At 65.1% G+C, this 26115-nt stretch carries 23 protein-coding genes; 6 read left to right on the top strand and 17 right to left on the bottom strand.

Annotated features, from left to right (window positions below):
- Positions 1–182 precede the first annotated feature (182 nt).
- The 15 genes from Q0K12_RS02230 to Q0K12_RS02300 all read right to left on the bottom strand — a co-directional run bounded on the left by Q0K12_RS02230 (position 183) and on the right by Q0K12_RS02300 (position 16221).
- The gene (locus tag Q0K12_RS02230) at positions 183–1202 is read right to left on the bottom strand and encodes an FAD:protein FMN transferase (RefSeq protein ID WP_297260002.1); all 1020 of its coding nucleotides are present in this window, start codon (positions 1200–1202) and stop codon (positions 183–185) included.
- 5 nt (positions 1203–1207) lie between these two features.
- Positions 1208–2092: an RnfABCDGE type electron transport complex subunit B gene (rnfB, locus tag Q0K12_RS02235; protein WP_297260004.1), complete on the bottom strand. Its 885-nt coding sequence runs from the start codon at positions 2090–2092 to the stop codon at positions 1208–1210.
- A 43-nt stretch (positions 2093–2135) separates the two neighbouring features.
- Positions 2136–2711, bottom strand: coding sequence for an electron transport complex protein RnfA (locus Q0K12_RS02240; RefSeq protein WP_297260005.1), 576 nt, complete (start codon positions 2709–2711; stop codon positions 2136–2138).
- Positions 2712–2723: 12 nt separating this feature from the next.
- On the bottom strand, positions 2724–3392 hold the full coding sequence (locus Q0K12_RS02245; protein WP_297260007.1) for an electron transport complex subunit E: 669 nt from the start codon (positions 3390–3392) through the stop codon (positions 2724–2726).
- An 8-nt stretch (positions 3393–3400) separates the two neighbouring features.
- Complete coding sequence (gene rnfG / locus Q0K12_RS02250; protein WP_297260009.1) at positions 3401–3979, bottom strand: RnfABCDGE type electron transport complex subunit G; 579 nt, start codon at positions 3977–3979, stop codon at positions 3401–3403.
- 1 nt (position 3980) lies between these two features.
- Positions 3981–4934, bottom strand: coding sequence for an RnfABCDGE type electron transport complex subunit D (locus Q0K12_RS02255; RefSeq protein WP_297260011.1), 954 nt, complete (start codon positions 4932–4934; stop codon positions 3981–3983).
- Positions 4934–6205, bottom strand: coding sequence for a 4Fe-4S dicluster domain-containing protein (locus Q0K12_RS02260; protein ID WP_297260013.1), 1272 nt, complete (start codon positions 6203–6205; stop codon positions 4934–4936). Before Q0K12_RS02260 ends, Q0K12_RS02255 begins: the two co-directional genes overlap by 1 nt.
- A 7-nt stretch (positions 6206–6212) precedes the next feature.
- Positions 6213–7031 (bottom strand): cytochrome c3 family protein, encoded by an 819-nt coding sequence (locus tag Q0K12_RS02265; RefSeq protein ID WP_297260015.1) that lies wholly within the window; start codon positions 7029–7031, stop codon positions 6213–6215.
- A 264-nt stretch (positions 7032–7295) separates the two neighbouring features.
- Positions 7296–8648, bottom strand: coding sequence for a sodium:alanine symporter family protein (locus Q0K12_RS02270; protein ID WP_297260039.1), 1353 nt, complete (start codon positions 8646–8648; stop codon positions 7296–7298).
- Between the two features lie 822 nt (positions 8649–9470).
- Positions 9471–10232 (bottom strand): hypothetical protein, encoded by a 762-nt coding sequence (locus Q0K12_RS02275; protein WP_297260017.1) that lies wholly within the window; start codon positions 10230–10232, stop codon positions 9471–9473.
- 2 nt (positions 10233–10234) lie between these two features.
- The gene (locus Q0K12_RS02280) at positions 10235–12340 is read right to left on the bottom strand and encodes a L,D-transpeptidase family protein (protein ID WP_297260019.1); all 2106 of its coding nucleotides are present in this window, start codon (positions 12338–12340) and stop codon (positions 10235–10237) included.
- 31 nt (positions 12341–12371) lie between these two features.
- Positions 12372–12929: an orotate phosphoribosyltransferase gene (pyrE, locus tag Q0K12_RS02285; protein WP_297260041.1), complete on the bottom strand. Its 558-nt coding sequence runs from the start codon at positions 12927–12929 to the stop codon at positions 12372–12374.
- Positions 12930–12944: 15 nt separating this feature from the next.
- Positions 12945–14258, bottom strand: a complete 1314-nt coding sequence (purB, locus tag Q0K12_RS02290) for an adenylosuccinate lyase (protein ID WP_297260021.1) — start codon at positions 14256–14258, stop codon at positions 12945–12947.
- 9 nt (positions 14259–14267) lie between these two features.
- Positions 14268–14576 carry a zinc ribbon domain-containing protein gene (locus Q0K12_RS02295; RefSeq protein ID WP_297260023.1) on the bottom strand — a complete coding sequence of 103 codons (309 nt, stop codon included), beginning with the start codon at positions 14574–14576 and terminating at the stop codon, positions 14268–14270.
- A 472-nt stretch (positions 14577–15048) separates the two neighbouring features.
- Positions 15049–16221, bottom strand: a complete 1173-nt coding sequence (locus Q0K12_RS02300) for an MFS transporter (RefSeq protein WP_297260024.1) — start codon at positions 16219–16221, stop codon at positions 15049–15051.
- 188 nt (positions 16222–16409) lie between these two features.
- On the opposite strand from Q0K12_RS02300, the gene hcp reads away from it, so the two are divergent.
- From hcp to Q0K12_RS02330, 6 genes are all read left to right on the top strand, one after another.
- The gene (gene hcp / locus Q0K12_RS02305; RefSeq protein ID WP_297260026.1) at positions 16410–17999 is read left to right on the top strand and encodes a hydroxylamine reductase; all 1590 of its coding nucleotides are present in this window, start codon (positions 16410–16412) and stop codon (positions 17997–17999) included.
- A gap of 68 nt (positions 18000–18067) precedes the next feature.
- A complete protein-coding gene (locus Q0K12_RS02310; protein ID WP_297260027.1) occupies positions 18068–18766 on the top strand; it encodes a Crp/Fnr family transcriptional regulator in 699 nt (232 codons plus the stop codon).
- Complete coding sequence (locus Q0K12_RS02315; protein WP_297260029.1) at positions 18759–19436, top strand: flavodoxin family protein; 678 nt, start codon at positions 18759–18761, stop codon at positions 19434–19436. Before Q0K12_RS02310 ends, Q0K12_RS02315 begins: the two co-directional genes overlap by 8 nt.
- Entirely contained in the window at positions 19433–19879 is a 447-nt protein-coding gene (locus Q0K12_RS02320; RefSeq protein ID WP_297260031.1) for a pyridoxamine 5'-phosphate oxidase family protein, read from the top strand. The genes Q0K12_RS02315 and Q0K12_RS02320 overlap by 4 nt, the downstream gene beginning before the upstream one ends.
- A 146-nt stretch (positions 19880–20025) precedes the next feature.
- Complete coding sequence (locus tag Q0K12_RS02325) at positions 20026–20613, top strand: flavin reductase family protein (protein ID WP_297260032.1); 588 nt, start codon at positions 20026–20028, stop codon at positions 20611–20613.
- On the top strand, positions 20610–21737 hold the full coding sequence (locus tag Q0K12_RS02330; protein ID WP_297260033.1) for a DUF362 domain-containing protein: 1128 nt from the start codon (positions 20610–20612) through the stop codon (positions 21735–21737). Before Q0K12_RS02325 ends, Q0K12_RS02330 begins: the two co-directional genes overlap by 4 nt.
- A gap of 252 nt (positions 21738–21989) precedes the next feature.
- On the opposite strand, the gene Q0K12_RS02335 is transcribed toward Q0K12_RS02330, so the two are convergent.
- A complete protein-coding gene (locus Q0K12_RS02335) occupies positions 21990–23708 on the bottom strand; it encodes an amidohydrolase (protein WP_297260034.1) in 1719 nt (572 codons plus the stop codon).
- A 454-nt stretch (positions 23709–24162) separates the two neighbouring features.
- Complete coding sequence (locus Q0K12_RS02340) at positions 24163–25140, bottom strand: AEC family transporter (RefSeq protein ID WP_297260036.1); 978 nt, start codon at positions 25138–25140, stop codon at positions 24163–24165.
- Positions 25141–26115: the final 975 nt, after the last annotated feature.

Genomic DNA, 26115 nt, shown 5'->3' on the forward strand with positions numbered 1-26115 from the left:
TTTCTGGGAACGGGGCGTCCGCCCCGGTAGATGATGCCCCTTTTTCTAGAATATTCCTAGAATATTGACAAGGCGGAAAGATTCGCGCCCCCGTGCGGAAACGCTCCCGATACGCCGGACAAAAAAAGGAGGGCCTGACGCCCTCCCCTTTTGCTCATCATATGGCCCGCTGCCGGAGCGCGTTACGCCCCCCGGATCAGCCAACCGGGCGAGACAGCCGTCTCCCCGCCGGCATCCACGGCAAAGCTCGAGGCTCCATGCGCCGCCGCGCCGGCGGCCACGCCGGCGGCCGGCAACAACGACAGTCCCGTGGCCAGGGCATCCGCCAGGCTGCAGCGGGCGGCCAGCACGCTGCACGAGCGCAGACGGGAGGACGTCCCGTCGCGGGGGTCGCACAAATGCCCGGCAGGCTGCTCATAATTGCCGGACGTGGCGATGGCCTGATGACGCAAAGGCAGGACGGCGGGATACCGGCCGCGCTTTTCGGGATCCTCCACGGCGACCATCCAGGGCCTGCCGCCTTCCGTATTCCCGTGGGCCACGATGTCGCCGCCCGCATCCACCAGATGGTCGGGGCAGCCGCAGCGAAGCAGTTCGGCGGAGATGGCGTCCACCACGGCCCCCTTGGCGACGCCGTCCAGCGTGATGCCCATGCCCTGCCGCAGCAGCCGGATACGACTGCCGTCCAGCTGGATGGCGCGGGCATCCACAAGGTCGCGTACCTCACGCGGAGCCGCCGCGTCCGCCTGCACTCCCGCAGCCATGCGCCATTGCAGGAGAGGCAGTACGCTGATGTCGAATTGCGGCGTGCGGGCGTGGATGGCGGCCGCAAGCCCCAGCAGGGAACACAGTTCGGCCGGGGCATCGGCAAGCGTTCCCTGCGCATTGAGCACGCCCAGCGGCGAAGCGCCGTCGTGACGGTCATACAGCGCGGCCAGACGGCGTCCCAGCGCCAGAGCGCGTTCCGCCGCCTCGGAGGCCTGCATCTGGCCGCATCCGGCGATCTGCACCCGCACGAAGGTGCCCATGAAGAGCTCCGTACGCGCATAGGGGCCGGTCTCCGGCAGGGCAAGGGCCCTGACCGGCGCGGGCAGCAGACTCATGCCGGCCAGCGCGCCGCCGCCCAGCAGCAGGCCGCGCAGGAAGTCGCGCCGGTCGCAACGGGCCGCAAGGGGACGAAGAAAAGAAGAAGGCTTGGTCATGGGCGTTACTCCTGCGCAGAGGCCTGGGGGGCGGCATTGCCTGTCTGGGTGATGATCCCGGAAACGGGGCGGATCTCTTCCATGATGCCCCGCGTATAGCGGAAGATATGCCGCGGACAGCCGGCCACACAGGCCTCGTTGCACTCGCCGCCGTAGGAAAGACATTGCAGCTGGTCGATGACGATGCGGTTGTTCTCGAGCCGCACGGCCTTGGCCGGGCAGGTCTTGACGCACTTGCAGCACTTGATGCAGCCGCTGTCGCAGATGTCGGTCACGGCGCGGAGCTTGTCGCGGGTGTTGCAGTACACGGCCACGCGGGCCCGCTTGGGCACGAGCTCCAGCACCCCGCGCGGGCAGGTCTGGACGCAGCGCCCGCAGCCGATGCACTTGCGGGCGTCCACCTGCACGAGACCGTCCACGATGCGCATGGCCTCAAAAGGACAGCCCACGACGCAGTCGCCGAAGCCAAGGCAGGAGTACCGGCAGTTGTCCACGCCGCCGCGCAGCATGGCGGCCGCCGCGCAGGAAGGCATGCCCTGGTACTGATAGCGCAGGGCCACATTGCCCGCCACCTTGTCGCAGCGGCGCAAGGACATGAGCGGCTCGGCCTCGGCCACGGTTTTGCCGGTCAGCTCGCCCACGGCGATGCTGGTCTGCGCGCCGCCGGCGCAACAGCTGTTGGCCGGGATCTTGGGATCATTGACCACGGCGGCGGCGTAGCCCTCGCAGCCGGCAAAGCCGCAACCGCCGCAGTTGGCCCCGGGCAGCACTTCGAGCACGGCCTCCACGCGCGGGTCCTCCTTGATGTAGAAGATGCGCGAAGCCACGGCCAGCACCACCGAAGCCAGCAGCCCCAGCCCGAAAAGGATGATGATGGATGTCGTCACCATAGCAGAATCCTCATCCGCCCGCAGGCGGCGTGTTCGGACGGCGCTACTGCGCCATACCCTTGAAGCCCATGAAGGCCAGCGACATGAGCCCGGCCATGATCAGCGCGATGGGCGTGCCCGCCAGCGCCTTGGGCAGACGGCAGGTATCCAGACGCTCGCGGATGCCCGCCATGAGCAGCAACGCCAGCGTGAAGCCCATGCCCGAAGCCAGACCGTACAGGAGCGAGGTCATAAGATCGTATTCCTCGCGCTGCACAAGGATGGCCAGCCCCATGACCGCGCAGTTGGTGGTGATGAGCGGCAGAAAGATGCCCAGCGCCGCGTAAAGCGGCGGCACCATCTTCTTGAGGAACATCTCCACGAACTGCACCAGCGAGGCGATGACCACGATGAAGACGATGGTCTGCAGATAGCCGAGGCCGTAGGGCGCCAGCACGTATCTCTGCATGAGCCAGGTGCAGAGCGTGGAGACGACGATGACGAAGATCACCGCGCCGCCCATGCCCAGCGCCACGCTCTTTTCCTTGGAGCAGCCCAGATAGGGGCAGTTGCCCAGATACTGCGCAAGGACGATGTTGTTGACGAAGATGGCGGCAATGAACAGCTGGAAGATTTCCATATCCGTCTCCTATCAGTCCTTCTTGTCGAGCGAGCAGCACCCGCAGCCGCTGCAGCCCACCGGATCAGGCTCCCGAAGGCCCTTGCGCCGCGCCTGCCAGACATTGATGACGTTCATGCCCGCCAGGATGAGCCCCAGGCAGATGAAGGCCCCCGGCGCCTGCACCATGATGCGGAACGGCTCGAAGCCCTCCCACATGACGGGCATCCCGAACCAGGTGCCGTTGCCCAGGATCTCGCGCAGCGAGCCCAGGAAGGTCAGGGACAGGGTGAAGCCCAGCCCGATGCCCAGCCCGTCGGCCACAGAGGCGGCCACGCCGTTCTTGGCGGCAAAGGCCTCGGCCCGGGCCAGGATGATGCAGTTCACCACGATGAGCGGCACGAAGATGCCGAGCTGCTGGTAGAGCGGATAGGCGTAGGCCTGCATGAGCAGCTCCACCGCCACCACCAGCGAGGCCGCGATGACGATGAAGCAGGCGATGCGCACCTTCTTGGGGATGATGCCGCGCACCATGGAGATGAGCATGTTGGACAGCACGAGGACGAAGATGACGGCCGCCCCCATGCCCAGTCCGTTATTGGCCGAACTGGTCACGGCCAGGGTGGGGCAAAGGCCCAGCACCAGCCGGAAGGGCGGCAGATCCTGCCAGAGGCCCTTGGTGAATTCATGCATGACGCTCATGGTGCCTCCTATTTGCCCCACGTCTTGAGGATTTCAGCCTTGAGGGCCTTGTAGACGGCGGCGGCGTTGTTGACGGCCGTCACCGCGCCGGCGGAGGAGATGGTCGCCCCGGAAACGGCGTCGATGCCGCCGCCCTGCGCCTTGAGCGCCACCGGCAGCGGCTTGCCCACGAACTGCCCGGTAAAGGCAGGCTCGGCGATGCGCATGCCGAGGCCCGGCGTCTCCTTGAGTTCGGTCGTGCCGATGCCGGCCAGGGTGTCGTCAGCCACATTGAAGCCGACCATGACGCAGACCTCGCCGCCGTAGCCCTTGCCCTTGTCCTCGATGGCCACCCCCACCAGGAGGCCGCCGCGCCGCGCCGGGAAGACGCGCACCTCCCGGCCGTCCGGCAGGCTGAAGGCCTTGCGGTCGGCGATGGGGTTGTTGTCCAGCCCGGTGAAGACCCTGTGGATGGCCGGGCCCTGCACATAGGTGAGCACCTGTTCCTCGATGCCCGGCGCCGTCACCATCTTGAGATAGGAAAGCGCAAAGCCGCTCAGGCCGCACAGGGCCGACAGCACAACGATCATGCGTAGGATATCGCCCATGCTAGCGCACTCCGAAAGGTTTGGGACGGATCATGTCCAGAAGCGGGGTCAGCATGTTGACCAGCAGGATGGCAAAGGGCGTACCGTCCGTGTAGACGCCGTATTTGCGTATGGCCATCACCAGCCCGCCGCCGATGAGCCCGTAAAGGAACATGGGCAGGGGCCGCGAAGGAGCATTGGCCGGGTCGGTGATCAGGAAGAAGCCGGCCAGCATCACCGAGCCGGTGCAAAGATGATACAGAGGGGAGGCGTTGAGCACAGGGTCCGACGCATGGAAGATGGCCGCGATGCCCGCCACGCCGAGGAAGAAGCCGAGTGCCGAGTGCCAGCGCAGGATCCCCCGCATGCAGAGCAGGGAGCCGCCCACGAAGAGCGCCCCTATCTGCCCGGCCCCGAGCCCGTTGATCTGCCGGCCCAGCAGCAGGTCCGCCAGAGGGATATGGGCGGCCTGCTCGGCCCCGAAAAATTTGAGCCGCACCAGCGGGTCCACGAACGAGGTCCCCAGCGAGGCGGCATTGGGGTCCATATGCAGGGGGAAGGAGACGAAGAGCACGGCCCAGCCCACCAGAACGGTGTTGACCGGATTGGCTCCCAGGCCGCCGAAGGCCATCTTGCCCAGAGTGATGGACGTGACCGCGCCGATGAGGACGAGCCACCACGGAGAATCCGCCGGCAGCAGGAAGGCCAGCAGCAGGCCCGAACAGACGGCCGTCAGGTCGTCCACGGCCAGCTCCCGCCCCATGAGTTTCTGGCAAAGCGCCTCCACCGCCACGCAGACGGCGATGCTCAAGGCCATGACGCGCGCGGCGGGCAATCCCCAGTTCCAGACGGCGAAACAGACGGCGGGCAGCAGCGCCGCCAGCATGTAGAGGCTCTGCCGCCGGGTGCTGCGCCCGCAATGCCAGTACGGCGGCGCGCTCATGGCCAGCAGCACGGAAGACGACGCGGTAGTCATCAGTTGCCTCCTTTGGCGGCGCCGGACGCGGCGTCTCCCTGTCCGACGGGTTTGAGTTCTTCCAGACGCCGGGCGGCATCGGCCTCGGCCAGCTTGTGCTTGGCCAGACGGATGTACTGCAGGACGGGACGCCGCGCGATGCAGACATAACCGCACAGGCCGCATTCCAGACACTGTTCCACATATTCCTTGCGGGCCCGCTCATGCAGGGCGAACTCCGCATAGCGGCTCAGCAGGTTGGGGCTCAGACGGGCGGGACAGACGAGCACGCAGGCGCCGCAGTTGATGCACGGGCTGTGCCCTTCCATGACGGGCACGCTGCCCGCCTCCACCACGAAGACCCCCGTGGAGCCCTTGGTGACGCTGCGCGAGAGCTTTTCGATGCTCTCTCCGCGCAGCGGGCCGCCGCGTACCAGCGTATCCCCGTCCCGGAGCTCGATATTGGCGAAGGCCAGCAGCTCGCCGATCATGCTGCCTTCCTTCACGATGTAGTTGCCGGAATGGGTGAAGCTGCCGATGGTGATGACCGTCTCCGTCAGCGGGAGGCCGGTCACGGCCACCCGGCCGAGGCTCCAGACGTTATGCAGGCCCACGATGCCCACGCCCTCGGGCCGTTCCTTGCCGGTCACGGCCTTGATGACAAGGGCATTGACGCTGGCCGGGTAGTGGGAGGGCACATGCACGATCTCCACATCATGGTGCTGGAGACGCACCTCCTTGGGCACGGCCAGCAGGATGCGCCTGGCCGGGGACAGGCGGCGCAGCATCTCCAGCCCGTTGTGCAGATTGCGCTGATGCGCGAGCAGCATGGGCTCGGCCCAGGTCACCCCGGGATCGGGATTGAGGCCGTTGATGATGAGCGTCTCGCAGTCCTGCCCGAGAGAGCCGGTATTGAGGCCCAGCCCCTTGAGGATGGGCACAAGCTCCCCGCCGCGCTCGGGCATGGTCAGCAGGTCGACCTTCTCCACGCTCTGGGCGGCGGCGCGCAGCTCTTCGTCAGGCTCCACGGCCTCCACGAAGATGGAACGCTCGTTGATCTCCGTGATCTTCCCGAAAATGGGCGAGAACACGTCCCCCTTGGCCGGAGAGGGATGCACGCCCAGCTTTTGATAGGGGTGCACCAGCGTTTTCTTGCTGATCCCCTCCAGAAGCTTGAAGCCTTCGCGGTTGAGGCGCACCTGCCGCGGGCTCGGTCCCTCGCTGAATCGCTGCGTGATGCCGTAGACCAGATGGAATCGCGGATCCGGCAGCATCTGGAAAAGTTCTTTCATGCTTGCCTCACTTCGCGGTATGACACTGGGCGCATTGCCCCTTCTTGAACGGGCCCTTGCCGGCGCTCTCGTGGCAGCCCATGCACTGCTTGTGGAAAGCGTCCATGCGGCCCAGAAGCAGCTTGTCCCCGCCCGCCTCATGGCAGACGACACAGTCGGCATAGAGCGGCGACACCTTGCTGCGCGCTTCGGCGGGCTGTTCCCGCATGGGCTTCACATCGTGACAGGACGCGCAGCCGTTGACCTTTTTGGCGAACAGATCTTCGTGGCAGGTGATGCAGCGGGCATGGACGGCATCCGCCAGATTGGGCGGCGTGCCGGGCTCGGCAGGCCTGTGCGTGGGGGCCGCTCCGGCCTCGTGGCAGTCGGCGCAGTTCTGCGGTTCGGGCTCTATCCCCGTATCCTTATGGTGGCAGTCCCGGCAATCCAGGCCCATTTCACGGGCATGGCGCTTGTGGCCCCAGTCCTTGCGGGCAAGCTCGTAGTGATGACAGGTGACGCAGGCTTCCGCGTCATAGCGGGTGACGTGCTCCTTGCGGAAGGTCTCATCAAAGGTCTGGCCGTGGCACTGGCCGCAGGGCCGTACGGCGGCAGGCTCCGGCGAGGGCGTCAGACTGTCGTGATGACAGGTACTGCACCTCATGTCGGGCAGGGCCGCATGCGCGTTATGGTCAAAAACCACGGCGCCGCCGGCATTGGGCAGCAGGATGCGCTGCGGCGAAACCGGGGCCGCCTGCGGCATGAGCAGGGGCACAGCATAGCCCCCTATGCCGAGGACGGCCAGAACCACGACCACTATGGTCACGGGAAGATAGCGTTTTTGCAAAGCCTTGCCCCTCCTTGTCATGAATGGCGCACCCCGCCGTCATACAATGTCCCGCCGAAAGCGGAGACTCATAGGCAAACATACCAAAACGGCAACTTTTTGTGAAGCGCTCAACCCCACAAATATGCTGCTCTTTTTTTCACATTGACGCGAATCCATCCGCGCGCCGCCGCAGGCCCTTCCGCCGGCGGCTGCCGGCGATCATCAAAAAGGGGACGCATGGCGGGCGCCCCCTTTTCATCAGTACGCTGACTGCCGCACGAGCTAGCAGACGAAGCGCGGGTCCTTCTTCACTTCTTCTCGGACGACCTGGAAGAGCACCGGACTCAGGAAGAGGATACCGAAGAGGTTGGGGAAGGCCATGAGGGCATTGCAGGTATCGGCGATGAGCCACACCATGTCGAGGGCGATGACGGCACCCACACCCACGGCAAGGCAGTACACGATGCGGAAGGCAATCTGGGCCCTGTCGCCGAAAAGGAAGATGACGCAGCGTTCGCCGTACACGCACCAGCCGAGGGTGGTGGTGAAGGCAAAGAGGGCCAGCGAGATGCTCACGCCGTACTCCCCGAAACCTGCCAGCGTGGATCCGAAAGCCACGGCGCTGAGCTGCCCACCATTGAGCCCGCTGCTCCAAAGGGGATCGCCGGCGGCCACACCGGCGGCCACGCCGGCGGGCAGCGTTTCGGGCACCACGGCGACCAGGATCACGAAACCGGTCATGGAGCAGACGATGATGGTGTCGATGAACACGTCCAGCATGCCGATGGAGGCCTGAACCAGGGGGCTTTCCGCCGTGGAGGCCGCATGCGCCATGGGTGCCGTGCCGAGGCCGGCCTCGTTGGAGAAGATGCCGCGGGCCATGCCCATCTGGATGGCCGTCATAATAGTGGCGCCCACAAAGCCGCCCTGCGCCGCGGTGGGCGTGAAGGCGTCCGTCACCACCCAGAGGAAGACGGAGGGCACGCGGTCGATGTGCAGGCCGATGATGATGAGACACATGATGATGTAGAAACCGGCCATAAAGGGCACGAGCTTGCCGGCCACGGCGCCGACGCGCTTGACGCCGCCCAGCAGCACCATCACGCACAAAATCACCAGCACCACGGCCACCAGATACTTGTTGAGGCCGAACGTGCTCACCAGGTTGCCGCACACGGCATTGGCCTGCACCATGGCGCCGGTGCCGATGCAGGCACAGGCACCGAAGATGGCGAAGCAGACGGCGAGCCAGGTCCAGTTTTTGCCAAGACCGTTCTTGATGAAATACATGGCGCCGCCCACCCAGTTGCCGGCCGGCGTCTTTTCACGGAAATGCACGGAAAGCAGCACTTCGGAGAATTTGGTCATCATGCCCACGAGGGCCGTCACCCACATCCAGAAAAGCGCGCCGGGGCCGCCGATGGCGATGGCGGTGGCCACACCCACGATGTTGCCGGTACCGATGTCGGCGGCGATGGCGGTCATCAGGGCATTCCAGGGGGAGATTTCCCCGTGTTCGGACTTGTGGTCGCGCCCGTCCCACAGACACTTGTAGGCGCGAATCCAGTTACGGAAGGAATAGAACTTGAGACCGAAATTGAGATACAGGCCCGTACCGACCAGCAGTACGAGCATGATGGGGCCCCAGACGATACTTTGCAATGATTTCAAAAGATCAACCAAAACTTCCACAGCCGCCTCCTCATAGCAGCGTTTCCGACCTTGCGGTCGTGGTTTCGGGGGGACGTTCCCGCCCCTGCCGCAGACCATGCGAACGCCCTTCCCAGCCGAAACGGCAGTCCGCTCTTTCGGGGTAGCAAATTTTCGTGCAGGAGGCAAAGAAAATATCTCTCATGCATATTTTTTTTCTGCCAAATCACAAATTTGCGTCGCATTTTTCAGGGATATGAAATGATTGGTCGTTCAAACAAGAGGATATTTACTCTTTATAAAAAAAGAAATTTTGAACAAACCATTATATTCAAGACAATTATAAGAGAATAAAATAACAAATTTATACAATAACATTATTATTCAAGGGAAAATATCCTTCTCATTTCGAGCACTGCATCAATACAACAGCATTTTCCCTGACCGCGCCGCAAATTACCGCAGGCAGGCTTTTTACGCCGGCTCACTTCTGGACACACATACAGAGCATTCATCCCCGATTGAAATTTTTTAAGGCCTTTCCGCGCCGGCCCCCTCTCGGGAACGAAAAGCCGTCTCTCCGGCTATGCCTGTCGTAACGAGGCTGCCGCCGCCCTCCCGGACAACTGTCTCCGTTTTCCCGGAAGAGGCATTCCGCCGCTGCACCCGCCCCGCCGTGTTTTCCCGCAGCGTGCCCGGCGACAATAAAAAAAACGCCCGCGCTGTGCGGGCGTTTTTTCTGCTGTGCCTGACTGAGCGTGCGGAGCGGCAACCGGCCTGCGTTTCTTCCACACGAGCGCCGGGAGGCTACCTTTCCACGGCAAAGATGTTGCGGAACAAAAGCTCTCCGTCCGTCTTCTTCACTTCGATGATGACCTGACTGTTCTCCAGCTTGCCCACGGAGCGGGGCAGACGGGAAACCATGACCGCCCGCTTGAAGCGGCTGATGCGAAAATCACCCACATCATCCGGCTCAAAACTTACGGCATGCTGCTGGCCGTCAGCCGTCAGCAGCGTCACTTCGACCACGCCGGAAACCACCTTCTGACGCTCGGTATTGCGCAGATCGAGCGAGACGCGCAGGCGGCCATTGCCCAGAGAACGTGCCCGCACATTGAGCACCTTGACCAGATCGGAAGCGACGGCGGGGAATTCCGCATGGCCCGGCCCTTCGCTGGGCTGCTTCAGGGCCTGTTCCATCTCCTTCTGCACCTCGGCGCTCTCTTCGGGCTCCACGGAAGCGGTCGCTTCGGAATGCCCCACCAGACGATGCGCCAGCAGACGGCGGCCATCGACGTTCTGTTCCTTGAGCAGGATCTCCAGATTTTCCAGCCGTTCGGCGGTGGCTTCCGCCTCAAGCAGGGCTCGCTCAAGGCGGGCCTGCTCCGCCGCGAGTACCGTATTGCTCCGCCAGAGCTGGAAGGCCCACCAGCCCAGCCCGGCCGCAAGCAGCGGGAAACAGAAGAGACAGATCATGAAGGCATAGAAACGGCCCCGGCGTACGCGCATGGTGCGCCGGGCGCCGTCGTCACTCATCAGGATAAGGCTCAGTCGCGTATCGTTGCTCATGGCTAACGTGCGGGCGGCTCGGCCACCCAGTCCTCACGGGCGATGCGCCAGTTCGTCCCGTCGTATTCGAGCAGCAGCGTCTTGGTGCCGCGGTCGCTCATGCCCTTGCTGTCCGCATAGGCCTGCATCATGTCGGCCCGCAGGCCCTTACGGTCCAGCGAGAAACGCATGCCGCTGAGCTGCACCAGCGTGGGCGTGACGCGCTGCCAGAGGTTCTGCTTCTGCTGCCGCAGGAAGCGGGCGCCCCGGCGTCCCTGCTGCAGGGCATCCGTCGTATAGCAGCTGATATAGGTATCCAGATCCGCCTGTTCCCAGGCCGTCCGCCAGCGTTCGAGCATGGCGCTGGCCTCGCCGCTGGCGGCTTCCAGGTAGACGGGAGTCAGACCGTGTTCTCCGGGCGTCCAGCGGCTGGCGACCAGACGGAACGCGCCGTCCGCGCCGCGCTGCCACCAGAGTTCCCGCAGGCCTTCTTCCGTGCCGCGCTGGCCCACGAAGAGTACGGGCAGGCGGCAGACGGCCGTCTGGCCGTCCACGGACCAGTCCTGAGCGCCGGGATAGACGCGCAGCCAGGGCGAACGCAGCAGCCGCTGCCGCTCGCGCCGATCCTGTCCGAGGCTCAGACCGCGCGGCAGCCCCGCCACCTTGTTGAAACGCTTGGCGTCATAGTAGCCGCTCTCCAGCTCTTCGGCCCGCGTCTCGCGCGCGGCAAAGGCCGAAAGCCAGGCGGAGGCCCGCGCCGAAAGTTCCTCGCGCAGCGCCGGCGTCAGTTCCAGCGGCGGCGGGGGCGGAGGCGTCGACGCTTCCGGCGCGGCGGGGGGCGCGGCGACCGTCGTTTCCTGCGGCTCGCCGGCGGCGACGGTCTCCGGTTTGACTTCCTCGGGGGCGGCCTTTTCCTGCGGCGCCTGCACGGCGGCGGGCTCCCCTTCACCCGTCAGCGAGAGTTCGCGCTCGTCGGGGCGGAGCGTATCAAGCGTGGAGCCGCTGCCCCAATTGATCTCTCCGGTGATCTGCGTCGGCTGGTTGCGCGGCACCAGCGCATCCGCCGCCAGCAGGCGTTCCTGTTCGCCGCCCGCCGCCGTGGCGGCGGCTTTCTCGTCGGCGGCGCTCTCCGGCATATCCAGCGCGGGCCGCGAGGGCCCTTCACTGCCGTCGCTCATGACCGGCAGGGCCTGGGCGATGAGCTTGCCTTGCTTGAATTCGGCCAGCATGCCCATATCCCGCGGCGTCCATTCCATGCCCACGATGCGGAACTCGCCCTTGCCGTCCTTCTGCCAGTAGAGGCGGCGCACCCCTTCGGTGGAGAGGTTGGAGGCCGTATAGAACTGCTCCGACCAGGTGACCCAGTAGCCGGGCCCCTGCAGCACATGGATGTCGCGGTTGATGATCTTGATGAAGGAGAGCATCTTGAACAGACGCTGCTTGTTCTGACGGAACTTGCCGAAATCCTCGGTGGCCTTGCTGTAGGCCGGGCCGTCATAAAAATCGAACATCTTTTCCGAACGGGCGGCCCAGGCGTCGCTCCACTGCTGCATGCGGTGACGCAGATAGCGGGCCGTGCCGTCGTCCCGCTGGGGGACGTTGTTCTCATCCACGGCATGGGCCAGCACCACCGCCGTTCCGGGCACGAGGCTCGGGCCCACGGTATCGATGTCCTGCAGGCCGATGGCCACACAGCCGCGCGTATCGCGCGGGAAGATGCCGAAGCCCTTGCTGTGGATCCAGATGCCGTGCCCGGTCTTGCCGCGCAGCCTGTCCACGGGATTGGGGTAGTTCAGCGTATAGGCGACGCCGCCGTATTCCGCAAAGTCCAGCCCGCTGGCGATCTTGTATTCGACGAAATAGATGCCCTCAGGCGTGCGCTTGTCGTTGATGACCTGCTTGTCGCCGGGGACCTGCCCTGTCGTGCAGGGGAAGGTGTACTTGAGGCGCAACGGACTCTTGCGCTCGAAAAACAGAAAGGACTGACGGTGCTTGTCCACCGCCACAAGATGTGAAGGCAGGCCCTCGTCGACCAGAGGGGCCTGCCAGTTGTCGGCGTAGGCAGGGAAAACCAGGCTCAGGCCCAGGCAGCCGGCGGCCAGCAGGCGGCAAAGCCCCTTGGCGGCCATGCGGCAGCGGGGGTGAGACCCGGCATTCCTCCTAGCGGGCCAGTTCCACAAGTTCCTTGCGTGTGAACAGCGCCCGCAGGTCATAGCCCGCGTCACGGAGTTTTTCACGACCCCCCTCCTCACGATCCAGAATGGCGCACACGGCCACGATCTGCATTCCCGCATCACGCACCCGGTCGCAGGCCTTGAGCAGCGACCCGCCCGTGGTCACGACATCCTCCAGCATGGCGACCTTGTCGCCGGCGGAGAAGTTGCCGAGCCCTTCCACATACTGACCGGTGCCGTGCCCCTTGGCTTCCTTGCGCACGAGCATGCCGTGCAGGGGGCGGCCCAGCGTATGGGAGATGACCGTGGTGGCCGAGACCAGCGGATCCGCGCCCATGGTCATGCCGCCCACTCCCACGATGGGCAGGTCGGCGAGCAGATGGTTGAAGAGCGAGCCGATGAGCCACGCCCCCTCGGCATGCAGGGCCGTCACCCGGCAGTCGAAATAGTAGTCGCTGCGCCGGCCGGAAGCGAGGACGAAATCCCCTTCGCGGTAGGACTTTTCCACCAGCAGGCGCGCGAGACGCCGCTTGAGCCGCATCATGTCTTCCGTCATGATTTACCCCTGATGGCCGAGGACGCGGGCATAGATCTCGTCCTCATGCCGCAGATAGAAAGCGGGATCGAACAGCCCGTCCGCCGCCCGCTCGTCGAGCTGCGCGCCCAGCTTCTCCCGCATGGCGGCATCGGCACGCACCAGCTCGGGGAAGGGCCGGCGGCTCTCCCAGCTCTGCATGGCCAGGCGCTGCACGGCCTCGTAGGCCTGCTGGCGCGGCATGCCGGTGGCGATGAGCGCCGTCAGCACGCGCTGCGAGAAGTAGAGGCCGAAGGAGCGGTCCATATTCTCCTGCATGCGCTCGGGCTTGACCACCAGACCGTCCAGCAGACGGGCCAGCCGGTTGAGGATGTAGTCCGCAAGGATGGTGGAGTCGGGCATGATGACGCGCTCCACCGAGGAGTGGCTGATGTCCCGCTCATGCCAGAGGGCCTGGTTTTCCAGCGAGGCCAGCGCGTTGCCGCGCAGCAGGCGGGCCAGACCGCACATGTTCTCGGCGGAGATGGGGTTCTTCTTGTGCGGCATGGCCGAGGAGCCCTTCTGCCCCTTGCCGAAGCCTTCTTCCACTTCCAGCACTTCCGTGCGCTGCAGATGGCGCAGTTCCACGCAAAGGCGCTCCACCCCGCCGGCCAGGATGGCCAGCGACGTGAAGAAGTGCGCGTAGCGGTCGCGCTGCACGATCTGGGTGGAATGCGGATCCACTTCCAGCCCGAGGCGCTTGAGCGCTCCGGCTTCCAGCTCCGGCGAAAGGAAGGCGTAGGTGCCCACCGCGCCGGAAAGCTTGCCCACGCGCACGCTCTCAAGCCCGGCCTTCACCCGCTCCAGATGCCGGGCGAATTCGGCATAGAAGCCCACCATCTTGAGCCCGAAGCTCGTGGGCTCGGCATGGATGCCGTGGGTGCGCCCCATGCAGAGGACGCCCTTGTACTTTTCGGCCAGCCGCCGCAGGGAGGCCAGCAGGGTCTCCATGTCCGCGAGGATGAGCTTGCCCGCCTGGAGGAAAAGGTAGCCGTTGGCCGTGTCCACGATGTCGGACGAAGTGCAGCCCAGATGGATGTAGCGGGCCTCGGGGCCGATCTTCTCTTCCAGCGAGGTCAGGAAGGCGATGACGTCATGACGGGTCGTCTGCTCGATCTCCTGGATGCGGTCCACGTCGATGACGGCCTTGCGGCGGATGACGTCCACGGCTTCAGCGGGGATGCGGCCCAGCTCGGCCCAACCTTCACAGACCGCAAGCTCCACTTCCAGCCAGGCGCGGTAGCGGTTTTCCAGTGTCCAGATTTGGCCCATCTCCGGGCGGGTGTAGCGATCGATCATGGAGTAATCCTATGCGGACGGCGCGGTTTGCGTGCCTGATGCGGAAGCGCCCGCTCCGGCTGCAGCGGCGGAATCCCCGCCGGAAGACGTTTTCGTCTCCGCTGCGGAGCTGCTCCCCTCCTCCTTGATGCCCTTGCGGTAGCCGTAGTCGCTGACGTACCAGCCGCCGCCCCTGAGGACAAAGGACGTGTGAGAAATCATGCGCGGCGACGGCGCGCCGCAGAGGGGACAGGGTTCCTCGCCATGCGCCTGCGAGAGGGAGACCATCTCTTCAAACACATGCTGACACTTGGGGCACTGATATTCGTAAATAGGCATGACAGACGCCAATAACGGCCGGAACAGCCCGCAAGGGCCGTCGGCCGTAGAAGTAAAGTTGTCTCCAGATACGGCACGCCGCGCCCGTGCGCGACAGACGCCGTACAGAGGAAGGCAGCCCGCGCGCCCTGCCGCTCAGACCTGGAGCCGAACAGGGGCCTCACTGCCCGTGCGCGGCGGAAAAGCCGGTGCTTTCCGCCTGCCCGGGCGCGGGCGTCCGCTCCCGCGTCCGCCGTAGCGGCCACTTGCTCAAGTGTGGCCGCTTTAGTTCTTGGCGGCAGCCTTGGCTTCGCGCACGCGCTGCTTGAGACGCTGGGCGCGGCGATGACGGCGGCGATCCAGTTCTTTCTTGCGCTCGATCTTCTTGTGAGCCATGGTATCCTCCAGCATGGGGCGATTCCCCGTTTAATGTATTGGCATCCCATAGCCTGTTTTTCGGGCAAAGTCCAGCCTCCTGCCGCCGGAGGGAGGCTCAGCGCCCGTCACGCGGACGGATGCGGGCATAGACCGGCAGACAGAAGGCGCAGAGCAGGGCCATGCCCACGTACATGCCGCGGTAGCCGGTGAACGGCTGCAGCAGGCCCAGCGCCGCCGGGCCGAAGCCCACGGCGATGTCCATGAAGATATAATAGGTGGAATTGGCAAGCCCCACATGCTCGGACGGAGAAGCCTGCACGGCAATGGTCAGACCGCAGGACTGCAGCACGCCGATGCCCGCGCCGATGCAGGCTCCGGAAAGCAGCATGAGCAGGCTGCCGTTGCAGAAGGCCAGCAGCAGGATGCCCAGCGCCAGCACCACAATGGCCGGGTACATGACGTAGTCCGGCCCGCGGCGGTCGAAGACCCGGCCCGCGGCGGGGCGGGTCACCAGCATGGCCGCCGAATAGATCACAAAGAAGAAGCTGGCGGTCCCGGCCAGGGAGATCTCCTTGGCGTAGGGCGTGAGGAAGGCCAGTATGCTGGAATACGCGAAGTAGATGAGGAAGGCCAGCCAGCTCACGGGCAGAGCGCAGGGCTCCAGGAAGTTGCGCCAGATGGGCCGTACGAAGATGACCCCGGCATGACTGGGCCCGCCCTTCCAGAGGACCCGGGAACACATGGCCGCCCCGAGGCTCAGGCAGGCGAAGAGGACACAGAGGGAAAAATGCAGGTCAAAGGAGCCGCTGCGCAGCAGGGAGACGCCGATGAAGGGGCCCACCGCCGCGGAAAGGGCGTTGCTCAGCATGTAGTAGCCGAGCCCTTCGCCGCGCCGCTCTTCCGGCACCATGCGGGAAACGATGGTGCCCAGCGCCGTGGAGGCCGCGCCATAGGCGCAGCCGTGCAGGAAGCGGACCACCAGCAGGGGGAACAGCGCGCCCGTCACGAAGTAGATCAGCGAGAACAGGAGGTCGCTGCCGATGCCCACCAGCGCGATGGCCCGATGGCCCCAGGTCTGCATGAAGGCCCCGGCAAAGAGGCGGGCCACCAGCGCTCCCACGATGAACATGCCGCTGGCCGCCCCGGCCAGGGCCGGCGACGCGCCGAAAATGCTCATGGCGTAGTCGGCCATGACCACTATCAGCATGAAATAATTTATCATCAGGAAAAAATTGGCCAGGGTGACCGCCACAAAATCCTCGGTCCAGAGACGGGTCTCGGCTTTCATACTGCCTCCTCGCCGGGCGTTTCGGCCCACTATACGGCAATACGCCGGAATTGCTTGCGGGATTTGACAAAAATGTGATGCGCGTCACAAAATGACCGGCAAGCCTGCCGCTTCTGTGACCGGCATCACAGAGAGAAATGCCGTCCTGTGCTCAAGTGGGGACATCACTTCCCCCAAGGAGAAAAGCCATGTTTTGCAATCAGTGTGAACAAACCGCCAAGGGCAAGGGCTGTACCGTCCTTGGCGTCTGCGGGAAGACCGCCGCTGTGGCGGGCCAGCAGGACGAACTCGTGGCCGGGCTGCGCCGCCTGTCGCAGGTGGCCCTGGCCGCCCGCGCCGCCGGCGTGACGGAGACCGCCGTGGACGACTTCGCCTTCAAGGCGCTGTTCTCCACCCTGACCAACGTCAACTTCGACCCCGCCGCCCTGAGCGGCCTGCAGCAGGCCTGTCTGGCCCGGGCGCGGGAACTGGCCGGCAAGGCGGGCCTGCCGCTGCCCCCGGCGGACTGGAAGGACTTCATCGGCGGCCTGCCGCTGGCCACGGACGGCCTTTCCGCCGACGAGGACGTGCGCTCGGCCATGCAGCTGCTGCTCTATGGTCTCAAGGGCGTGGCCGCCTACGCCGACCATGCGGCGGAACTGGACCGCCGGGACCCCGCCGTGGCGGCCTTCCTCTACCGGGGCCTCGTGGCCGGTACGCCGCTGGACGAGAACGCTCCCGATCTCAACGGCTGGCTGGAGCTCCTCATGGAGTGCGGCAAGATCAACCTGCGGGCCATGGAACTGCTGGAAGACGGCAATACCGGCCGCTTCGGGCATCCCGTGCCCACGCCGGTCTCGCTGGGGCAGCGCAAGGGCAAGGCCATCCTCGTTTCCGGGCATGATCTGGCCGACCTCAAGGCCCTGCTCGAACAGACGGCCGGCACCGGCATCAATATCTATACGCATGGCGAGATGCTGCCCGCCCACGGCTACCCCGAACTCAAGGCCTTCCCCCATCTGGCCGGACATTACGGCACGGCCTGGCAGAACCAGCAGAAGGAGCTGCCCGCCTTCCCCGGCGCGGTGCTCTTCACCACCAACTGCATCCAGGACCCGCGCGACTATGCGGACAAGGTCTTCACCTCCGGCAATGTGGGCTGGCCGGGCCTGACGCACTGCACGGGACGGGACTTCTCCGCCGTCATCCGCAAGGCGCAGGAGCTGCCCGGCTTTGCCCAAGACGTGCCGGGCAAGAGCGTGCTGACCGGCTTTGGCCGCCAGACCCTGCTTGGTGCCGCGCCTGCCGTGCTGGACGCCGTCAAGGCGGGCAAGCTGCGTCACATCTTCCTGGTGGGCGGTTGCGACGGGGCGCGCCCCGGCCGCAACTACTACACCGAACTGGTGGAGAAGATCCCCGCCGACTGCCTCATCCTGACGCTGGCCTGCGGCAAGTTCCGCTTCTTCGACAAGGATCTCGGCAGCATCGGCGATCTGCCCCGCCTGCTGGACGTGGGCCAGTGCAACGATGCCTATGCGGCCGTGCGGACGGCCCTCGCCCTTGCCGAAGCCCTGGGCTGCGGCGTCAATGATCTCCCGCTGTCCCTCATCCTGTCGTGGTACGAACAGAAGGCCGTGAGCATCCTGCTGACCCTGCTGGCCCTCGGCGTCAGGAACATGCGGCTCGGGCCGACCCTGCCGGCCTTCGTGTCCCCCAACATCCTCAATCTGCTGGTCGAAAAATGGGGCATCGCCCCCATCAGCAGCCCGGAGGAAGACCTCAAGGCCATCCTGGGCTGATTCCCCCCGGCGCGGCGGCCTTCCCCGAGGCTGCCGCGCCTGCCACGCTTTTCCCCAACGAGGACGCCATGCCTCATACCGCCACCACTCCCGAGAGCCGCCTGCACGCCGCTCTGCACCAGCGGGATCTGGCCGACGTGCTGGAGGCTGCCGACTGGCCGGAACTGGCGGCCCGGGCCCGCCTGCAGGATGTCGCCGCCGCGGAAACCCTGTATCGGGAAGGGGAGGACATCGGCTCCCTGCCCTTCCTGCTGTCCGGCGAAGTCAAGCTGATCAAGGCCGGCCCGCAGGGCAGGGAGTATGTGCTGCATCTGCTGCGGCCCGGCGCTTTCTGCGATGTGGCGGCCCTCTACTATACCGGAGGCGTGCCGACCTCGGCCGTCATGGTCACGAGCGGACGCGTGCTCTGGCTGGAAAAAAGCGCCCTGCTGCGCTGCCTGTCCCGCAATCCGGCGCTGGCGGCCTATCTGCTGGCCGTCCTGTCCCACCGGCAGCGCCTTTTCATCAACAAGATCGTCAGCTCGCAGGGCGTCATCTCCGTTTCGCGCCGGGTGGCCGCCTGGCTGCTCCACCGCAGCAAGATGGAAAAAAGCAGCACCCTCCATCTTTCCGGCACGCGGGAACTGCTGGCGCGCCTTCTGGGCGTCAGCCGCGAAAGCCTCAGCCGGGAGCTCAACGGCCTGGCCCGGGCGGGCGTCATCCGGCTGGAGCGCCGCCAGGTGGAGATCCTGCAACGCGACATCCTGGAGCACCGCGCCCATGACTGATCCCGCCGCCCCGGCCCTCTCCCGCCTGCCGGACATGGCGGAAGCCGCCCGGCCCCACGCCCGCTGTCTCCTGCCGCGGGACGGCACGGGGAGCCCCTCTCCCGCCGGGCCCGCTCCCGCGCCGCGCGCGGCCGTGGTCTACTCCTCGGTCACGGGCAATACCCGCCGGGTGGCCGAGGCGCTGACGCTGGAGCGCCTCCCGCTCTTCAGCGTGACGCAGGCTCCCGATCTGGACGCCTACGATCTGCTGGCTCTGGGATTCTGGGTACGCAAGGGCCTGCCGGATGCCCGCGCGCAACGCTGCTGGGCCGGCCTGCACGGCAAACGCATCTTCCTTTTCGGCACACTGGGGGCCTGGCCCCATTCCGCCCACGCCCGCCGCTGTCTGGAAGGCGCACACGCGATGCTGACGGCCAACGGCAATCAAATCGTGGGCGAATTCCTCTGTCAGGGGCGAGTGAGCCCGCAGGTGCTGGCCGCCTCCGCCCGCAAAGGCACGCATCCCATGACCGAGGGACGCGCCGCCCGGCTGGCGGAAGCCGCCCGCCATCCCCATGCCGGGGATCTGGCCGCCGCCCGGGCCTGCTGGCAATCCGTTCTGGCGGCTTTTGCCCCGCAGGCGGCAGCCCCGGCCCCGGACGCCCTTCCCCACAGGAGCATCATCTCATGAAAGGCCATCTGCGCAACGATCCCGCCTGGCTGGAAGCCTTCTTCCAGCGGGCCGACGAGATCTTCGTCAGCTTTTCCGGTGGGGAGTTCCCGTATGTGCTCCCCCTCAACTTCGTCTGGCTGGACGGGCGCATCTATCTGCACTGCGCCTTTTCGGGCCGCAAGATCGACCTGATCCGACAGGACGGCCGCGCGGGCTTCGCCGCCGCGCTGGACGTGACCATCGTGCGCGAGCAAAGCACCACCTGGTACAAGAGCGTCAGCGGCTGCGGACGTGTCCGCATCGTCGAGGACATGGAGGAAAAACGCCGGGCGCTGGATGCCCTGAGCCTGCGCTATACCGCGCGCTGTCCGCGCCCCGCTCCGGACGCCATGCTGCGCCGGGTCAATGTGTTGCGCATCGACGTGGAAGAGATCTGCGGCAAGGAACGTTCGCCGCGCTGACGGACAGACGGGCGGACATCCCCCCGCCGGACGCGCGGGGCTGGACACTTGCCGGGCTCCGAGGTAGCAGAAGAGGATATCTACGCCTGTCGCCGCCGCGGACGCCCCGCCGTCCTTGCGGCCAACCCTTTGCAAGGAGTCCTGCCATGACACGCCGTGATCTTGGCCCGCGCACCCTCACCTATCCCATGCCGGTCCTGCTCGTGGGCGTCTACGATGCCGAAGGCCGCCCCAATCTCATGGCCGCTGCCTGGGGCGGCATCTGCAATTCCACGCCGCCTTGCGTAAGCGTCTCCATCCGCCCTTCCCGCTGGACGCATGATCCGCTCTTGCAACGCAAGGCCTTCACCCTGGGCATCCCCTCCACCAGCATGGCGGCGCAGGCGGACTTCGCCGGCATCGCCTGCGGCCGCACGGTGGACAAATTCGCGGCCACAGGCCTCACCCCCCGCCGCAGCGAACATGTGGACGCCCCCTATGCCGCGGAATGTCCCATCGTGCTGGAGTGCCGCCTGCTGCAGCATGTGGAGCTGCCCAGCCATACGCTCATGATCGGGGAGATCCGCAACGTCAGCGCCCTTGAGAGCTGCATGGACGGCGAACAGCCCGACATCTTCAAGGTCGATCCCCTGGTATACGACGCGGCCAGCCGTCATTATTACCGCCTGGGCGGCGAGGTGGCCCCGGCCTACACGGCGGGCATGATCTACAAACATCAGGAGCAAAAGGGATGAACACTCCCCAGTCTGTAGCGGACGTCTTTTTTACGGACATGCGCTGCCCCATGGATTACAGCCTGCTGAGCAAGATGAAGAAGCTGCTGCGGGCCGCGGGGCTGGAGGCGCTGGATGTGGCCGGAAAGTTCGTGGCCATCAAGATGCACTTCGGGGAGCCGGGCAATCTGGCCTTCCTGCGCCCCAACTTCGCCCGCTGCGTGGTGGACATGATCCGCGAGCGGGGCGGCCTGCCCTTCCTCACGGACTGCAACACCCTCTATGTGGGCCGGCGCAAGCACGCCCTCGAACATCTGGCCGCCGCACAGGAAAACGGCTTCAACCCCCTTTCCGCCGGCTGTCAGCTGCTCATCGGCGACGGCCTCAAGGGCACGGACGACGTGGAAGTCCCCGTGCCCAACGGGGAGATCTTCAAGACCGCCCGCATCGGACGCACCATCATGGACGCCGACGTCTTCATCTCCCTCAACCACTTCAAGGGACACAAGCGTACGGGCTTTGGCGGCGCCATCAAGAATGTGGGCATGGGCTGCGGCAGCCGTGCGGGCAAGATGGCCATGCACAGCTGCAGCAAACCCGTGGTCACCGCCGAAAAATGCCGGAGCTGCGGAGCCTGCATGCGCTTCTGCGCCCAGCAGGCCATCCGCTGGGACGCGCAGCACAAGGCCGGCATCGATCAGGAGATTTGCGTGGGCTGCGGGCGCTGCATCGGCATCTGCAACCATGACGCCATCTTCAGCCCCATCGACGCCGCCAGCGACATCCTCAATGCGCGCATGGCCGAATACGCCGCCGCCGTACTGCACGGCCGCCCGCACTTCCATATCAGCATAGCCAACAACATCTCGCCCTGCTGCGACTGCCACGGCGGCAACGACACCGCCATCGTGCCGGATATCGGCATCTTCGCTTCCGCCGACCCCGTGGCGCTGGACCAGGCCTGTATCGACGCGGTCAATGCCGCGCCGGTCATCGCCTCCAGCCTCCTTGGCCAGTGCGAGCGCAGCCACGGCGACTGCTTCACCGACATCCACCCCGACACCCACGGCGCGAGTCAGCTGGAGCACGCCGAACGTATCGGACTGGGGACGCGCCGGTACACGCTGCAGACCATCACCGTCTGATCCCCTTCCGCCATCGGGAAACACCCAGACCGCCGGGACAACGCCGCCCGGCGGTCTTTTTGCGGCACCTTCCGCAAGACCGTAACGACGTTACGGTCTTTGGTCAGTCCCTCCACAGACGCTTCCGCCGGCGGAGCTCCGCGCCGCGGACCGGCAAAAGAGGGCAGCGGGCGGCAAAAACGAGTCCCCCTCCCAGGGAAGCGACAGCCTCCGCGGAAGGGGGACGTTTGCACAGGGTCAGACCCGGCGGGATCAGGCGCGCTTGTAGACGGTCTGGCCGCCCACGATGGTCTCATCCACCTTGATGTCCTTGAGGGTCTCGGGCGCGACCTTGGTGGGGTCCTTGTCCAGGATCACAAGGTCAGCCAGCTTGCCCTTTTCCAGCGAACCGATCTTGTCTTCCAGCCGCTGCATGTACGCGCCGTTGATAGTGACGCCGCGCAGGGCTTCCATGACCGTGATGCGCTGATCCGGCCCCAGCACCTTGCCGGAGGACGTCAGACGGGTCACGGCGGAGAACACGTCCATGAGCGGGCTGATGGGCGTCACCGGGGTGTCGTTGTGCAGGGCGAAGGTGATGCCCTTGTTCAGCGCCGCCTTGAGCGGGCTGATGTGGGCCGCACGCTCGGGACCGGCCACCATGTCGCGGTGGATGTCGCCCCAGAACCAGGTATGCGTCACGAAATAGGAGGGCACGAAGCCCATTTCAGCGATGGCGTCCACCTGATCGGGACGACAGAACTGGCAATGGTTGAGGATATGGCGATGGTCCTTGCGCGGATTGGCCTTCAGCGCGGCGGAGTACGCGTCGATCATGTCCTGGATGGCCTGGTCGCCGTTGGTATGCGTGGTGATCTGCCAGCCGTCGTCATGCAGCTTCTGCACCAGAGCAAAGAGCTCTTCGCGGCTCTTGAAGACCGGGAAACCGCGGAAGTCCGCAGGCTTGCCCGGCAGCTGCTTGTAATACGGCTTGGAGAACCACGCCGTATAGCCCTGCGGGCTGCCGTCGGCAAAGAGCTTGACCGGGCCGAGGAAGACCTTGCCCGCCTCGTCGAGCTGCGTGCCCTGCCGCTTCTTGCCGTAGCTCTCGATAAGTTTGGGATTGCGGCCGTTGGGCCAGATGACCACGCGGATCTTGAGGTCGCCGTTCTTGCTGCCCTTGAGGAAGGACTCGTCCATGGTCGGTCTGCCGCCGTTGTTGGCCGTGGTCACGCCGGCCGCCGCGTAGGTCATGCTGTCCATGGCGATGGAACGCATCTGCTGCTCGTCCGTGATGGGCGGCAGGATCTTGTTGACCGGCATCTGGGCGGACGGACCTTCCAGCACGCCGTCCAGCTTGCCGTCAGCCCCGCGGCGGAAGCGCCCGCCCTCAGGAGCCGTCGAATCCTCCTTGATGCCCGCCATTTCCAGCGCGCGCGAGTTGCCCACGCCCAGGTGGCCGGAGACATGGCGCACGAAAATGGGATGCTTGGTGGAGACGGCATCCAGATCGGCACGGGTGGGATGGCGCTGCTCCTTCATGGCCAGGTCATTATAGTTGTAGCCGATGACCCACTGGCCCTCGGGGGTCTTGTCCGCACGGGCCTTGAGCAGACGCTGCAGGTCGGCCATACAGGTCACTTCGCCCAGCGGCGGCACGTTCAGGTTGACCATGGTCAGCTCGCGATACGCCGCGTCGGGGAAATGGCTGTGGCCGTCGATCATGCCGGGGATCAGCGCGCGTCCCTTGAGGTCCACGATCTCCGCATCGCTGCCGGCGGCTTTCAGCACGTCGGCACGCTTGCCCACGGCAAGGATGGTATCGCCCTTGACGGCCAGCGCTTCCACGATGTCGTTTTTCTTGTTCATCGTGAAGATCGGACCGCCCACATACACGCGAACACTGTTTTGGGAGGCGAACAGCCCAGTGGAGGACGAGCCCAACAGGACGGCTGTGGCAAAGGCGCTTTTCAGAAAAGTTCTACGGATCATGGCACACCTCATTTCTGTTGGATTGTGAAAAAAAGTATTTTTTTCCTTCCGATGACGATACGGAATATACAGACAGAAGGCAAGGCATTTTCCTTTGATTTGAACAATCATTATTTTTTTCTTATCTCCCCAGACCGCTCAATGTGCTGTTACACTGTGAAATATAAACATAGACAAACACTTATTGTGAAAACACTCACAATAATACACTGGAGGCACGCCCCCGCCTTTGACCGCGCCGAAAAAAGCGAGGAGGCATGACGCGCATGGCGTCATGCCTCCGTAGACAGTCAGAAGACAGGGGCTTCCGGTCTAAAGCATTTTCCGCTTGGAACGTTTTGTGTTTCAAACCATACGGCCTGGCATTTCGCGGAAAAAACGCGTTTTTTCCGCTTGGTTTTGGCCGGGCGGCGCTGTGCCGCCGCGCATTTGCCTTTTTCAAAAGGAAAATGCGCTAAAAATAGCCGCTGGATTGCAGCAACAGGATGCAGAGCGTCAATGTAACGAGGCTGGCCCCGTTACTGAGGACGGCGGTAAAGGCCGCCTCTTCCGGCAGAGCGTTGTAGACCTGCGCCAGCACGGAGGCCACCAGCGCCGTGCCCGTTGCGCTCATGAGCACACCCACTCCCAGCCAGAGCGGTTCCACGCCCAGCGGGGCCATGATCAGCCAGCACAGCAACGGACAGAGCACCAGCTTGCAGCCCACAAGCCAGGCCTGCCGCCAGAAGGCATGCCCGGCGCTGCGGGTGAGGGCCAGCCGCAGCTTCTGGCCAAGGTCCAGCCCCAGCGCCACCAGCATGCAGGGCGCGGCCGTAAAGCCCACCAGCGCGCAGGCTCTGTCCAGCGGGGCCCAGAGGCCGGATCCGGCCACAGCCAGCGACAGGCCGGCCACGGTGGACAGCAGGATGGGATTGCCCAGCACCAGCGCCCGGAACAGGATCCACGCCCTGCTCTGCCCTTCTTCCCACGCGGTCACGCCGTTGAGCAGGTCAAGCCGCACCTGCCCCAGGATGACCACCACATTGGGCGTCAGCGTCATGAGGCCCGCCACCACCAGCGCCTCGGTATTGCCGGGAAAAAGGCTTTCCACGATGGGCAGGCCCACAAAAGCCGTATTGCAGGCGCTGCAGCCCAGTCCGGAGATGACCGCCGCCCCGGCCCCGCGCCGGCAGAACAGCCTGTCGGCAAGGTAGCCCAGCGCATAGCAGCCCAGCGGCGCGCCCAGTGCCCCCAGCCAGAAGCCGCCATGCGCCAGCGTGCCGCGATCGGCCTGAGCCATGACGTGCAGGAGCAGCAACGGCAGGGCCAGTTTGAGCACATAGAGCCCCAGCACCTTGCCCGCGCTGTCCGGCAACAGATCCCTTGCCCGCAGGAACACCCCCATCCCGATGATCAGAAACACCGGCAACACGGCCCAGAACGCAACCAGCATGACACGCCTCCCGAAAAATGGATGGCCTACTGTGCGCCTTTGGCCATCGGTTGTCCAGAGAATAGTTTGGTCAATCAAACAGTTTTTTTGTCCGATGGCTGTTCTCGCGGACCTCAGGGGAGTGCCTTTGGCTTGCGTCTTGTTTTTACTTGCTGCGCTGGATTGCGGCTTCAGCCCGACATCGGGACATGGTCGCCTCCCGGCGAGCGGAAGAATTCTTGGGCTTTTCGTTTTTTTTGCCGCGGATTGCGGCTTCGGCCCGGCATCCGGGCTTGGTCGCCTCCCGGCGAGCGGAAGAATTCTTGGGCTTTTCTTTTTTTTGCCGCGGATTGCGGCTTCGGCCCGGCATCCGGGCTTGGTCGCCTGCGCGGCGGGCGGCAGGGGACAGGGGCTTGCCAGCCCCTTGCCCCCTACGACCCCCTACCCCGCCTTGGGACAGCCCCCCGTCACGGGCTGCATGCGGACGACAGGTCTCCCCCCGCTCTCCTCTCTGCCGCGCGTCATATGGCATCGCCCTCCCGCTGTCCCGCTCCCCGCGGGACGAGCGTCCGGGCGGCGTCGGAGCTTCCGCGCCTTGGGCGCGGCGATCTCCTCCGCGCCATGACGCGCTTGCTCCATCAAGCAAGATGATGGGAAGCACTCAGGACCACGGGCAGCACGTTGCCTAAAGGCTGGGGCAAGGAGGAATTTCCTTATTGGGCCGGAGCAATGGCTGAAGGCCGGCTGGGACGCCACAAAAAGAGACTATGCGTGCCGTTGAAAGCTTAGCCTGCGCACGGGGGCTTACTACTTGCCGCCAGGCGGCAGGAGCATCTGCTTTTTCTCGTCATGCAGCCGGGGGACCATCGGTCTGGGGAGGGGCTGCGGGGAACCTTTCCCTGTCATCCTCCCTGACAAGGTTTTTTGCGGGATGGATGGGGGGCGCGGGGGGAAGGAAGGGGGCTTTTTTGCAAAAAAGCCCCCTTCCTTCCCCCC

The sequence above is a fragment of the uncultured Desulfovibrio sp. genome, assembly GCF_944324525.1.
GTDB lineage: Bacteria > Desulfobacterota > Desulfovibrionia > Desulfovibrionales > Desulfovibrionaceae > Desulfovibrio.